Origin of the sequence: Enterobacter cloacae complex sp. P14RS (assembly GCF_014895895.1) — a bacterium.
Lineage (GTDB): Bacteria > Pseudomonadota > Gammaproteobacteria > Enterobacterales > Enterobacteriaceae > Enterobacter > Enterobacter bugandensis.
In genome coordinates, this window is the sequence record NZ_JADBQM010000006.1 from 112143 (window position 1) to 126128 (window position 13986).

Below are 13986 nucleotides of genomic sequence, written 5' to 3' on the forward strand. Positions count from 1 at the left end.
TTACGCGGCGACGTCGGCGCTATCTTCCTCGATTTTGAGCATCCAGCCGGTGACCGCTTCCCAGTACTGCTGCTCTTTTTCCAGGTCCAGCAGGACCAGTGCGTTCTGGCTGAACCAGTCGTGCGGGAAGCTCAGCGTCCAGTGGTGATCGTCGGTTTTCAGCTTCAGCGTCGGCGGTGTGGTGGTAGCCTGACGCTGATTGTTCAGCAGCACGCCCAGGCGCAGCAGCTGAATAAGCGGCAGGAACTGCTTTTTCTTAAACAGCGTGAAGCGCGGCAGATCGTCGAGCTTGATGGCTTTACGGTGATAGCGCACCAGGGTCGCCATCATGGTTTGCTGCTCCTGGTTGAAGCCGGGCAGATCGCTGTTTTGCAGAATATACGCTGAATGGCGGTGCATCCCGCTGTGGTTGATGTTCAGCCCTACCTCGTGCAGCATCGCGGCCCATTTCAGCAGCGCGGCAAGCTGCGGGTGCGCCAGCTTGGGGTTCTGCTCCTGCCACTGCTCGTACATCTGCACCGTGGTTTCCAGCACGCGCTTCGCCTGCTCGCGGTCGATGTTGTACTGGTTGGCCAGGCTCTGCGCGGTGCGGCTGCGAATGTCCTGATGGCGGAAGCGGCCCTCCATCTCATACAGCACCCCCTCACGCAGCGCGCCGTCGGAAAGGCGCAGCTCTTTAATCGCCAGGGCGTCAAACACGCCGCAGAGAATAGCCAGGCCCGGCACGAAGACTGCCTTACGCTCGTCGGAAAGCCCCGGCAGGCTTAGGGCGTCAAAACTTTTATGCTTCAGCACCTCTTCGGTCAGCAGGGTCAGGCGTTCAGGCGTGATAAAACCGTCTTTTTCACCCATCGCCAGCAGCACTTCATGCGCCGCCTTGATGGTGCCCGACGCGCCCAGCGCCACGTTCCAGCCCTGAATGCGGTACTGCCAGGCCAGATTCTCCAGCTTCTGGATCGCAGCCATTTTCGCCCGCTGGAAGTTTTCACGGGTAATGGTGCCGCCGGGGAAGTACATCTGCGCGAAGCTGACGCAGCCCATGCGACGGCTCTCCACCAGGCGCGGCTCAAAGTCTTCGCCGATCACCAGCTCCGTAGAACCACCGCCGATGTCGATCACCAGCTTGCGCCCTTTTTCCGGCTGGGTATGTTCAACGCCCATGAAAATCAGACGCGCCTCCTCGTTTCCGGAGATGATCTCAATCGGGTAGGGGATCACTTTTTCGGCCCGCTTGAGGAACTCCGGCGCGTTCAGAGCCTGGCGCAGCGTGTGGGTGCCCACGATGCAAACGCTGGAGGGCGAGAAGCCCTGCAGGCGTTCGGCAAACAGCGACAGGCAGTTTAAACCGCGCTCCATCGCCTCTTCGCTGAGCATGCTGCGCTCATCAAGCCCATCCGCCAGGTGTACGCGCTGCTTCAGACGACCGATGATCTGCAGCGCGCCATCCACCTCACGGGCGATGACCATGTGAAAACTGTTAGAGCCAAGATCGACCGCGGCGTATTCCTGCGGGCGTGGGGTCTTATCATTTATCGGCATAGGTTAATCGGGTTGCTCGAGTGATTTGATATAGTCGTAAATCGCCAGCTGTGACCGCACTTTACGGCGGTTGCCGCGCGGTACGTAGCGGTTACTGAGTTCTTTGTCGATATAGCGCGCCTTCACCGTATCGCTGAACAGGATCTCGATAATGTCGAGGATACGCTGTTTCAGACGCGGATCCAGCAGCGGCGTCGCGACTTCAATTCGATAGTCAATATTGCGCGTCATCCAGTCTGCCGAAGAGAGATAGACCTGTTTATCGCCCGCATTATCGAAAATATAGACCCTATCGTGCTCCAGGTAGCGGTCAACGATGCTGATAACGCGAATATTGTCGCTGATGCCTTCCAGTTCCGGAATAAGCGAGCACATGCCGCGGATCAGCAGGTTAACCGGCACGCCGGAGCTGGACGCCGCATACAGCCTGTCCACCAGCCCTTTATCGACCAGGTTGTTAAGCTTCACCGTGATGCCGGACGACAAGCCTTTCTGGGCATTGGCGATCTCTTTATCGATCATATCGTACAGCAGGCGGCGCGAGTTCTGCGGTGAGACCAGCAGATAGTCGAAGCTCACCGGACGGTACGGGTTTTCGATAAAGTTAAAGACCCGGCGCACTTCGTTGGTAATGCGGGCGTCAGCGGTTAAGAGCGAGTAGTCGGTATAAATCCGCGCGGTTTTTTCGTTAAAGTTCCCGGTGCCGATGTGGGCATAGCGCACCACGTCATCACCTTCTTTACGCGAGATCAGGAACAGTTTGGCGTGAATTTTCAGACCCGGCGCGGAGAAGATCACGTGCACGCCCGCTTCCGTCAGGCGGCGCGCCCAGTGAATGTTCGCCTCTTCGTCGAAGCGCGCCTGCAGCTCAACCACCACGGTGACTTTTTTGCCGTTGTGTGCCGCGTGGATCATCGCATCGATGATGCGGGAATCTTTTGCCACGCGGTAGATGTTGATTTTGATCGCCAGCACGTTCGGGTCGAACGAGGCCTGACGCAGCAGCTCCAGCACGTGTTCAAAGGTGTGGTACGGGTAGTAGAGCAGCACGTCGCGCTCGCGGATGGCGTCGAATCCGTTGCGGAATTTATCGAACCAGATATGACGCAGGCGCGGCAGCGGTTTGTTCACCAGATTGGCTTTGCCAACGTTCGGGAAGCCAATGAAGTCTTTAAAGTTGTGGTAACGGCCACCCGGCACGATGGAGTCATAGCGCGAAATGGTCAGCTTCTCGCGCAGCATCTCCACCATGGCGTCCGGCATGTCGCGCTGATAGACAAAGCGCACCGGCTCAGCCGTCAGGCGCTGTTTCAGGCTGGAGGACATCAGCTCCATCAGGCTGGCTTCCATCTCGTGCACCAGGTCATATTCGGCGTCACGGGTCATCTTCATCGAGTAGGCGTTTAACGCATCGTAATCGAAGAAGCCTTTGAAGATGTCGTCCAGGCAGTAGCGCAGGATGTTATCCAGCAGGATCATCGGCTTGCGTCTGCGCGGGGTTTCCGGCGGCAGGTTCACGAAGCGCGGCACCTTGTCGGACGGGATCTCCAGCAGGGCATAACGGATGGATTCACCGCGAATAATTTCCACCGCCAGGTAGGTGTAGTCATCCTTCAGGAACTGCACCAGATCGGTTTCGCGGTTGATGAGAATCGGGGTAATGTGCTGGCGCAGGTACTGTTTAAAGTAGTGGCGCAGCCAGTTTTGTTGGTTAACGGAAAGCTGACGTTCGTTAATCAGGAAGATTTGATTGCGCGCCATCTCCAGCAGCAGTTCGTTATACAGGCCGTCAAATTCCTGATCGGCTTTCAGCACGCGGGACTGGATTTTGCCCAGCAGATGCCGCGAGTGCGAGTTTAAGCCCTGTTCTTCGCTGATGATGATGCGTCTTTTCAGCTCGGCAAAGCGAACCTTATAGAATTCATCCAGGTTGTTGGAATAAATGCCTAAAAAACGCATGCGTTCGATCAGCGGGTTACTTTTGTCTGCCGCTTCCTGGAGTACACGTTCGTTAAATGCTAACCAGCTTAGCTCTTTCTCGATATATAACTTTTCCTGACCCATTACAGCTCACACTCCAGTTCAATCACAGGACGTGGTAAATCCGTCTCGTCCTTATTATGGCGAGCATTTCCACGATATGTCCAACAGTGCCAGAAAAGTATGACAGTTATTTTTTTTGTTGGGGAATTTAGCGGGTTGGGGGAGGGAATATCGGGTAAGCGAAGCGCCACCCGACATAGCAAACTACTCTTCGGCCGCATAACCCTGCGGGGGCAACTTCACGCCGTCCAGCCAGGCTGCGCCGTCGCGCATCTCCAGACGCCCGTCGACAAACCAGCTTACCACCAGCGGGTAAATGGCGTGCTCCTGCGTCTGCACGCGTTCGGTCACGTCGTCTTCGTTGTCGCCGTCAAAGACCGGGACTTTCGCCTGCAGGATCACCGGGCCACCGTCCAGCTCGTCGGTCACGAAATGGACGGAGGTACCATGCTCCTCGTCGCCGTTTTCCAGCACCTGACGATGGGTATGCAGGCCGGGATATTTTGGCAGCAGGGAAGGGTGAATATTCAGCAGTCGACCGGCGTAGTGTTCGACGAAGGCCGGGCTCAGAATACGCATATAGCCCGCCAGCACCACGAGGTCGGGCGCGTAGGCGTCAATCTCCTGCACCAGCTCGCGGTCAAAGGCTTCACGTCCGGCGAACTGGCTGGCTTCCAGCGCGTGAGCGGGAATGTTCGCTTCCCGCGCGCGCTCAAGGCCGAACGCGTCGGCCTTGTTGCTGAAAACTGCCCGAATGGTGCCATTGATTTTCTTCTGTTTGCAGGCGTCTATGATGGCCTGCAAATTGCTTCCGTTGCCGGAAATGAGCACCACGATGTTTTTCATTCAATGACCACACGCTGTTCGGAATCGGAGGCTTTAATCGTACCGATTTTCCACGCGTTTTCACCTTTCTCGGTCAGCAGCTTAACCGCTTTATCCGCTTCGCTTGCCGGCAGGGCGATAACCATGCCCACGCCGCAGTTAAAGGTACGGTACATTTCGTGAGAGCTCACGTTGCCTGCAGTCTGCAGCCAGTTAAAGACGGCTGGCCACTGCCATGAGGATTCGTCGATCACCGCCTGGGTGTTGTCCGGCAGCACGCGCGGGATATTTTCCCAGAAGCCGCCGCCGGTCAGGTGGGCAATGGCGTGCACGTCGACGTTCTCGATCAGTTCCAGCACGTTTTTCACGTAGATGCGGGTTGGGGCCAGCAGGTGGTCGGCCAGCGGTTTACCGTCCAGCTCGGTGGTCAGCGGATCGCAGCCGCTTACTTCGAGGATTTTACGCACCAGAGAGTAGCCGTTAGAGTGCGGGCCGCTGGAGGCCAGCGCGATCAGCACATCGCCATCGGCCACTTTGCTGCCGTCGATAATTTCTGATTTTTCTACTACGCCGACGCAGAAGCCCGCGACGTCATAATCTTCGCCGTGGTACATGCCCGGCATTTCAGCGGTTTCACCGCCCACCAGCGCACAGCCGGACTGCAGACAGCCTTCGGCGATACCGTTAATGACGCTGGCTGCGGTATCCACATCCAGTTTGCCGGTCGCGTAGTAATCGAGGAAGAACAGCGGCTCTGCGCCCTGAACCACCAGGTCGTTCACACACATCGCAACCAGATCGATACCGATCGTGTCGTGACGTTTTAAATCCATCGCCAGGCGCAGCTTGGTGCCTACGCCGTCAGTACCCGAGACCAGAACAGGTTCACGATATTTTTGCGGCAGCGCGCACAGTGCGCCGAATCCACCCAGACCACCCATCACTTCCGGGCGGCGGGTTTTCTTCACCACACCTTTGATTCGGTCAACCAGCGCATTACCTGCGTCAATATCAACACCGGCATCTTTGTAGCTGAGAGAAGTTTTGTTGGTCACGGCTTAAATCCCCACGCGATTGCATAGCTAGTAAGAAAAATCGGCGCAATTCTAACAGTCCAGGCAAACGTTTGCGAGCCTATTCTGGACGTGGGGATCTTTTTTTCTGTATAGCCCGTAAATGCAGCCAAACTTGACTCCGTTCACGAAAATGAAACCGGTTTCGGCGATCTGCTTGCAACGAATATCCCCTTTGCACATCATCGAACTGAAACCGGTTTCTGTAATTGTTTTTGCAGAAAATAACGCAGAATGAGGGAAAGCGAATGTCAGGATTCAAAGCAGATTTTCTGTGGGGTGGGGCCGTTGCGGCGCACCAGCTTGAGGGCGGCTGGAAAGAGGGCGGTAAGGGCGTAAGCGTTGCCGACGTCATGACCGCGGGCGCCCACGGCGTGCCGCGTGAAATCACCAACGGCGTGCTGGAGGGGAAAAACTACCCTAACCATGAGGCTATCGACTTCTACCACCGTTATAAAGAAGACATCAAACTCTTTGCCGAGATGGGGTTCAAATGCTTTCGTACCTCCATCGCCTGGACGCGTATCTTCCCGAAAGGCGACGAGCTGGAGCCGAACGAGGCGGGCCTGAAATTCTATGACGATCTGTTCGACGAATGCCTGAAGTACGGCATCGAACCGGTTATCACGCTTTCCCACTTTGAGATGCCGTTCCACCTGGTGACGGAATACGGCGGCTGGCGCAACCGTAAGCTGATCGACTTCTTCGTGCGTTTTGCAAAGGTTGTTTTTGAGCGCTACCAGCATAAAGTGAAGTACTGGATGACCTTTAACGAGATCAACAACCAGGCCAACTTCCACGAAGACTTTGCGCCATTTACCAACTCCGGGCTGAAGTACGCGCCAGGTGAAGACCGCGAGCCGGTGATGTTCCAGGCGGCGCACTACGAACTGGTGGCCAGCGCCCTGGCGGTGAAGGCGGGCCGCGAGATTAACCCGTCGCTGCAGATCGGCTGCATGATTGCCATGTGCCCTATCTACCCGCTGACCTGTGCGCCGGACGACATGATGATGGCGATGAACGCCATGCACCGTCGCTACTGGTTTACCGACGTTCACGTGCGCGGCAAATATCCGCAGCATCTGCTCAACTACTTCGAACGTCGCGGCTTCGCGCTGGATATCACCGAAGAAGATAAAGCCGCGCTCACGCAGGGCTGCGTGGATTACATCGGGTTCAGCTACTACATGTCTTTCGCCACCAAAGCGACGGCAGATAACCCGGCGCTGGACTACGACGAGAGCAAGAGCCTGGTCTCCAACCCGTACGTGCAGAAATCCGACTGGGGATGGCAGATTGATCCGGTCGGGCTGCGCTACTCCCTGAACTGGTTCTGGGATCACTATCAGCTGCCTCTGTTTATCGTTGAGAACGGCTTTGGCGCGATCGACGTGCAGGAGAGCGACGGCACGGTGAACGACCAGTACCGCATCGATTACCTTTCCGCGCACATCCGCGAGATGAAAAAAGCGGTGGTGGAAGACGGCGTGGATCTGATGGGCTATACCCCGTGGGGCTGTATTGACCTGGTGTCTGCCGGAACGGGCGAAATGAAAAAACGCTACGGCTTTATCTTTGTCGATAAAGATAACGAAGGTAAAGGCACCCTGAACCGCAGCAAGAAGAAATCGTTCGACTGGTATAAGCAGGTGATTGCGAGCAACGGCGATAACCTCTAATTGTCGGGTGGCACTAACGCTTACCCGACCTACAATACACGTAGGCCCGCGTAAGCGCAGCGCCATCGGGCAAGACCCCGCACCCAAGCCGGAGCCCAGCCTCCGGTTTTTTTGTTTTTGATTGATATACGTCAAGCAAGTTGGGTATGGCGCAATCCGAAAAAAGCGGTATAATCCCGCGATTTTTTTGCGGATGCCACCTCAGAGGAGAAAGAGAATGAAGATTGTGGAAGTGAAACACCCACTCGTTAAACACAAGTTGGGCCTGATGCGTGAGCATGACATCAGCACGAAGCGTTTTCGCGAACTGGCTTCTGAAGTGGGCAGCCTGCTGACCTACGAAGCAACCTCCGATCTGGAAACAGAAAAAGTGACCATCGAAGGCTGGAACGGCCCGGTGCAGGTTGAGCAGATCAAAGGTAAGAAAATTACCGTAGTGCCTATCCTGCGTGCCGGTCTTGGCATGATGGAAGGCGTGCTGGAGCACGTACCGAGCGCGCGCATCAGCGTGGTCGGTATCTACCGTAACGAAGAGACGCTGGAGCCGGTACCTTACTTCCAGAAGCTGGTCTCTAACATCGACGAGCGCATGGCGCTGGTGGTTGATCCAATGCTGGCGACCGGCGGTTCAATGATCGCCACCATCGATCTGCTGAAAAAAGCGGGCTGCAGCAGCATCAAGGTGCTGGTGCTGGTTGCTGCTCCGGAAGGGATCGCGGCGCTGGAAAAAGCGCACCCGGACGTTGAGCTGTACACCGCCTCTATCGACCAGGGGCTGAACGAGCACGGGTACATTATCCCGGGGCTCGGCGATGCCGGCGATAAGATCTTTGGTACGAAATAATCGAATAACGATAAAAAAGCCGACTTTGATAGTCGGCTTTTTTTTGAATAAAAACCAACAATACTACACAGAGGAAAACACTATGACGCGCCGTGCTATCGGGGTGAGTGAAAGACCGCCGCTTTTACAGACTATCCCGCTTAGTTTGCAGCACCTGTTCGCTATGTTTGGCGCAACCGTGCTGGTGCCAATCCTGTTTCACATTAACCCGGCTACCGTGCTGCTGTTCAACGGCATCGGTACGCTGCTGTACCTCTTTATCTGTAAAGGCAAAATCCCGGCGTATCTGGGGTCGAGCTTTGCTTTTATCTCGCCGGTGCTGTTGCTGCTGCCGCTGGGTTATGAGGTCGCGCTGGGCGGCTTTATCATGTGTGGCGTGCTGTTCTGCCTGGTTTCCTTCATTGTGAAGAAAGCCGGTACCGGCTGGCTGGACGTGATGTTCCCGCCTGCGGCGATGGGCGCCATCGTTGCCGTCATCGGTCTGGAGCTGGCGGGCGTGGCGGCTAATATGGCCGGCCTGCTGCCTGCGGACGGCCAGTCGCCGGACTCCAAAACCATTATCATCTCACTGGTGACGCTGGGCGTGACGGTATTTGGCTCCGTGCTGTTCCGCGGTTTTATGGCGATTATCCCGATCCTGATCGGCGTGCTGGCGGGCTACGCGCTCTCCTTCGTCATGGGCGTTGTGGATACCACCCCGATTGCCGAGGCGCACTGGTTCGCGCTGCCAACTTTCTACACCCCACGCTTTGAATGGTTCGCCATTTTCACCATTCTGCCTGCCGCGCTGGTGGTAATTGCGGAGCACGTTGGCCACCTGGTGGTGACGGCGAACATTGTGAAGCGCGACCTGATCCGCGACCCGGGTCTGCACCGCTCCATGTTTGCCAACGGTTTCTCCACCATCATCTCCGGTTTCTTCGGCTCCACGCCAAACACCACCTACGGTGAAAACATCGGCGTGATGGCGATTACCCGCGTCTACAGTACCTGGGTTATCGGCGGCGCGGCGATCATCGCCATTCTGCTCTCCTGCGTGGGCAAGCTGGCGGCAGCGATTCAGATCATTCCTGTGCCGGTGATGGGCGGCGTTTCTCTGCTGCTGTACGGGGTGATCGGTGCCTCCGGTATTCGCGTGCTGATTGAATCCAAAGTGGATTACAGCAAGGCGCAAAACCTGATCCTGACCTCCGTTATCCTGATCATCGGCGTGAGCGGCGCGAAGGTGCACATCGGTGCGGCCGAGCTGAAGGGCATGGCGCTGGCGACCATCGTGGGCGTGGGCCTGAGCCTGATTTTCAAGCTGATCTCGGTGATCCGCCCGGAAGAGGTGGTCCTGGACGCTGACGAAAGCGAAAAAGCCCCACACTGATCCATTAACTGGGCGAAGGATCGCCCGGTTCTCTCCTGGCAGGTTCCGTGTTAAACTCATCGCCGATTTTATGTAAGATCTCTGGTTGAGGTATTTCTGAACGGACCGGCACAGCTCTCTCTGCCACTCTATCTCCCTGACGACGAAACTTTTGCGAGTTTCTGGCCGGGCGATAACCCCTCTTTACTGGCTGCACTGCAAAACGTGCTGCGTCAGGATCACAGCGGATACATCTATATCTGGTCACGCGAAGGCGCGGGGCGCAGTCACCTGCTGCATGCGGCCTGTGCCGAGCTTTCGGCGCGCGGCGATGCGGTCGGCTACGTGCCGCTGGATAAACGTACCTGGTTTGTGCCTGAAGTGCTTGAGGGCATGGAACATCTCTCGCTGGTCTGCATCGATAATATCGAATGCGTGGCGGGGGACGAGCCGTGGGAAATGGCGATCTTTAACCTCTACAACCGCATTCTGGAGTCGGGCAAAACCCGGCTGCTGATCACCGGCGATCGTCCGCCGCGCCAGCTTAATCTTGGGCTGCCGGATCTGGCGTCTCGTCTGGACTGGGGACAAATCTACAAGCTCCAGCCGCTATCAGATGAAGATAAGCTGCAGGCGTTACAGCTGCGAGCAAAGCAGCGCGGCTTTGAGCTGCCGGAAGACGTGGGCCGTTTCCTGCTCAAGCGTCTGGACCGCGAGATGCGCACCCTGTTTGATACGCTCGATCAGCTCGATCGCGCCTCCATTACCGCCCAGCGCAAGCTGACCATTCCGTTTGTGAAAGATATTCTTAAGCTGTAGTTATGCCGGGTGGCGGCTGCGCCTTACCCGGCCTACATATGGTGCCCGTAGGCCCGGTAAGCGCAGCGCCACTGGGCTAAAGATCCCCCAGCAAGTGCTCCACCAGCAGCGGAATCGGCCTTCCCGACGCCACGCTCCTGCCGTTCTCGCGCCACAGCGCCGTGCCGCTGATGTCCAGATGCGCCCACGGGATCGTCTGCGGGCAAAAATGGTGAAGCAGCCACGCCGCAGAGGCGCTGATTGCAGCATTGTTGGTTGGCGTGTTGCACAGATCGGCAATCGCGCTGTCGGTCTGCTTTTTCAGCCGCGCATCCAGCGGCAGGGACCACACTTCGTCGCCGCTCCGTTTTCCCGCCCCCGTCAACGCTTCACGCAGCGGTTCATCCTGCGTCATCAGCCCGCTCAGCTCATACCCCAGCGCTTTTACCACCGCACCGGTTAAGGTCGCCATATCAATGATATAGCGCGCCTGCGGATGGCGCTGGCTGGCCCAGGCGATGGCGTCCGCCAGCACCAGTCGGCCTTCGGCATCGGTGTTGTTGATTTCAACCGTCATGCCGTTGCAGGCCGTTGCTACCGAGCCGGGCTGCATGGCGTCCGGGCCGATGGCGTTTTCCGCCAACGCCAGCACGCCCATGATGCGTACGGGCAGCGCCAGCTCTGCTACGGTCAGCATCAGCCCCAGCACGTTGGCCGCACCGCACATGTCGTATTTCATGGTGTACATGCCTGCGCCTTCCTTCAGCCACAGGCCGCCGGTATCGAAGGTAATGCCTTTACCTACGTAGCAGCGCACCGGGCCGTCAGAAACGCCGTCGTAATGAATAGCCAGCAGACGTGGCGGGCAGGTCGCCCCTTTGCCGACGGCGTTCAGCAGCCCAAGGCCCTGCTCAACAATAGCCTTTTCGTTCAGCATCTCGCAGCGCAGGGCAGGGTAGGCGGCACACAGTTTTTGCGCCTCTTCGACCATAAACTGCGGCGTACAGCGATCGGACGGTATATCCGCCAGGCGACGCGCTGCGACCATGCCGTGAGCGATGGCCTGCTGCTGGCGGAAAATTGTTTCCAGCTTCGCCTGCTGTTCCGGCAGGCAGAGGGCGGTGATGTGCTTAATACGAACGCACTCACTGGTTTTTTTCAGCTGTAAATCGCTCAGCCTGTGCGCCTGATTAAAGAGAAAACGCAGCACCTGCGCCAGCACCACCTCGTCGATATCCGTCACGTCCAGCACGATATCTGCGCTGACGGGAGAGGCAAACAGCGGTCGCAGGGCGGCAAGCAGGCCTTCAGTGAGCGCGTCATGCCAGAGCGCATCCGGCAGCAGGGTGATGCGCGCAAAGGGCGCACAGCCAAAGCAGGTGTCCGCGATGCCGTCAGAGTCACGCATTTCCGCAACAAGCGCGGTTTGCGGCAACTGCGCACAGGAGACGCGGGCGATTAAATGGCTTCGCGGCTTCGCGTCAGAAAGCGCGGTGATAAACTGATACGCGATCATCATGACTCCTCAATCGGTGCGCGGATCCGCGCGGCGTAGGCCTGCATCCACTCTTCGTCCACGGCGTGATAGTGCGTTTTCTCCCGCAGGCGCTCGGTACGAAAAACGGTGAGGGGCTGACGGGCCGTCGCCACCACAAACGAGAAGGTTTTGATGTTAGTGGCGGCGCCAAATTCGCCCCTGTTGTTCATGCACACCACGGAGAGATCGCCCACGCGACCGAAGCGCGACATCAGCTTGTCTTCCAGCTCGAACACCACGGAGTCTGCCGCCTGCTGCGGCGTCATACCCTGCGCCATGCGACGAACGATTTCGTAGCTCGTGCAGCCTTTCATCAGATCTTCACCGACGCCCGTAGCGGTGGCCGCGCCGGTTTCGCTGTCGCAGTAAAAGCCGGAGCCGATAATCGGCGAATCCCCAATGCGGCCGCGTTTTTTCATAAACAGGCCGCTGGTGGAGGTGGCAACGCTCATCGACCCCTGCTTATCGAGGCCGATAATGCCGACGGTGTCGTGTCCGTCGTACGGGCTTAAGCCTTTATCCAGCGTCTCGCGGCAGCGTTTGCGGTAGTGCTGCATAGCCCGTTCGGTGAGCATGCTTTTGTCGGCAAAGCCCTGACTTAGCGCCCATTCACGCGCGCCCTGGCCGACCAGCAGGCTGTTGTAGCGCTGGCGGCTGAGCGCGTGCGCCACGCGCACCGGGTTGGCGATATCAACCAGGTTCCCCACGGCACCGAACGCCAGCGTGTCGCCGTCCATGAATGCCGCGTCCAACTCGACTTCGCCGTTTTCGGTCGGCAACCCGCCGTAGCCGACGGATTTATAAAACGGAAAGTCTTCGACGGCGGCGACGGCATCAACCACCGCCGTAGCGACCGGTTTTCCCGCCGCCAGGGCAGACGCAGATTCCGTTACCCCTTCAAGCGCCATTCGCCAGGTTGCGATAATTCCCCACATGCTTTACTCCTGTTTTGCAAGGGTGGTGTCGGTTTGCGTAACGGTGGCAATTTCCGCCGCGCGGTACTGTTTGTCCACGATACGCATGAAAGGCAGGTACAGCATGGCGCCAATCAGCAGGTTGATCAGCTGCATCACGCTGCCGCTCAGGTGTCCGGTGACGATAAAACCGCTGATCACTGGCGGCAGCGTCCAGGGGATAAACACCCCGGTGGTGACGGCGACCGCGCCAATCTTCATCGCCGCATACTGCACGGTGACCAGCACCAGCGGCACCAGGTTGAACGGAATAAGCATGATCGGGTTCATGATCACCGGCAGGCCAAACAGAATCGGCTCGTTGATGTTAAACACTGACGCCCCGGCGCCGAGGCGCGCCACTTCGCGCATGTTTTTACTGCGGGCGAAAATCAGCATCGCAATCACCAGCGACAGCGTAGCACCCGCGCCGCCCATCCAGATCATGTCAAAAAACTGTTCCGTGATAATGTGCGGCGGCGTCGTCCCCGCCTGGATCGCGGCGATGTTGTCGGTCTGGTTCTCCATCCACAGCGGACGAATGATGCCGTTAATCATCGAGCCGGAGTTAATGCCCACTGACCAGAGAATGGTGATGCTGAATACCGTCATCAGCGCACCGAAATAGGAGGTGCCGTAGTGGCGCACCGGGGTAGCAACCACTTCATAAATAAACTGGTGGATGGTGTTGTAGTGAGTGTTTTCGAAGACGATGCGGATACCCAGCACCAGAATCATCACCAGCAGGGCGGGGATCAGCGCCGCGAACGACTCCTGCACCGCAGGAGGCACCCCGTCCGGCATTTTAATGACCAGATTTTTGCGCTTCAGCCAGCAGAACAGCTCCGTCCAGAGCAGCGAACCGATCATCGCCACGAACAATCCTTTGCTGCCAATCCACTCCACCGGCATCACGGTAATCCCGCCGTTTTCCGCCACCTTAATAAACGGCGTCAGGATCAGAAACGCGACCAGCGCCAGAATGCCGCAGGAGATGCGGTCCTCGCCGTAGTGTTCCGCCAGGCGGAAGGCGACCAGAAAGCTGATGAACAGCGACATGGTGGAGAACACCGCGTTGAATGGAATTTCAATAATCGCGCTCCAGCTCTCACCAAAGGCCTGAGACATAAACTGCTGATAGGCCTGGTTAGGGAAGGAGGAGATAACCAGCAGAATGGAGCCGACGATAATAAACGGCATGAATGACACGTAGGCACCGCGAATGGCCCCGAGATGACGCTGCTGGGCCGTTTTCGCCGCCAGGGGCATCAGTTTTGCTTCAAGAAATCCCAGAACATTGTTCATTGTGAACTCCGTACAAGATTGAGGGGTGTTGTTTATGTT

General features: G+C 57.4%; 11 protein-coding genes. 4 read left to right on the forward strand and 7 right to left on the reverse strand.

Features of this window, described 5'->3' with window-relative positions; genetic code table 11:
- The 4 genes from ppx to purM all read right to left on the reverse strand — a co-directional run bounded on the left by ppx (window position 1) and on the right by purM (window position 5462).
- The gene (gene ppx, locus IM295_RS04540) at window positions 1–1539 is read right to left on the reverse strand and encodes an exopolyphosphatase (RefSeq protein WP_028014034.1); all 1539 of its coding nucleotides are present in this window, start codon (window positions 1537–1539) and stop codon (window positions 1–3) included.
- Between the two features lie 3 nt (window positions 1540–1542).
- Entirely contained in the window at window positions 1543–3603 is a 2061-nt protein-coding gene (gene ppk1 / locus IM295_RS04545; protein ID WP_193066292.1) for a polyphosphate kinase 1, read from the reverse strand.
- Between the two features lie 183 nt (window positions 3604–3786).
- Entirely contained in the window at window positions 3787–4428 is a 642-nt protein-coding gene (purN, locus tag IM295_RS04550) for a phosphoribosylglycinamide formyltransferase (protein ID WP_028014032.1), read from the reverse strand.
- Entirely contained in the window at window positions 4425–5462 is a 1038-nt protein-coding gene (gene purM, locus IM295_RS04555) for a phosphoribosylformylglycinamidine cyclo-ligase (RefSeq protein WP_008501643.1), read from the reverse strand. The genes purN and purM overlap by 4 nt, the downstream gene beginning before the upstream one ends.
- Window positions 5463–5728: 266 nt before the next feature.
- Here purM and IM295_RS04560 point away from each other — a divergent pair, with 266 nt between their 5' ends.
- The 4 genes from IM295_RS04560 (at window position 5729) to IM295_RS04575 (ending at window position 10173) form a co-directional block, all read left to right on the forward strand.
- Window positions 5729–7159 (forward strand): 6-phospho-beta-glucosidase, encoded by a 1431-nt coding sequence (locus tag IM295_RS04560; RefSeq protein ID WP_193066293.1) that lies wholly within the window; start codon window positions 5729–5731, stop codon window positions 7157–7159.
- A gap of 217 nt (window positions 7160–7376) precedes the next feature.
- Window positions 7377–8003 (forward strand): uracil phosphoribosyltransferase, encoded by a 627-nt coding sequence (upp, locus tag IM295_RS04565; protein ID WP_008501641.1) that lies wholly within the window; start codon window positions 7377–7379, stop codon window positions 8001–8003.
- 82 nt (window positions 8004–8085) lie between these two features.
- A complete protein-coding gene (gene uraA, locus IM295_RS04570; RefSeq protein ID WP_017692944.1) occupies window positions 8086–9375 on the forward strand; it encodes a uracil permease in 1290 nt (429 codons plus the stop codon).
- 96 nt (window positions 9376–9471) lie between these two features.
- Window positions 9472–10173 (forward strand): DnaA inactivator Hda, encoded by a 702-nt coding sequence (locus IM295_RS04575; RefSeq protein WP_211438414.1) that lies wholly within the window; start codon window positions 9472–9474, stop codon window positions 10171–10173.
- Window positions 10174–10249: 76 nt separating this feature from the next.
- Here IM295_RS04575 and IM295_RS04580 read toward each other — a convergent pair whose 3' ends face one another.
- From IM295_RS04580 to celB, 3 genes are read right to left on the reverse strand one after another with little or no spacing between them, the layout of a single operon-like run.
- Window positions 10250–11668: a M17 family metallopeptidase gene (locus IM295_RS04580; protein ID WP_028014029.1), complete on the reverse strand. Its 1419-nt coding sequence runs from the start codon at window positions 11666–11668 to the stop codon at window positions 10250–10252.
- Window positions 11668–12624 (reverse strand): N(4)-(beta-N-acetylglucosaminyl)-L-asparaginase, encoded by a 957-nt coding sequence (locus IM295_RS04585; protein ID WP_028014028.1) that lies wholly within the window; start codon window positions 12622–12624, stop codon window positions 11668–11670. Before IM295_RS04585 ends, IM295_RS04580 begins: the two co-directional genes overlap by 1 nt.
- Before the next feature lie 3 nt (window positions 12625–12627).
- A complete protein-coding gene (gene celB / locus IM295_RS04590; protein WP_045261167.1) occupies window positions 12628–13947 on the reverse strand; it encodes a PTS cellobiose transporter subunit IIC in 1320 nt (439 codons plus the stop codon).
- Window positions 13948–13986: the final 39 nt, after the last annotated feature.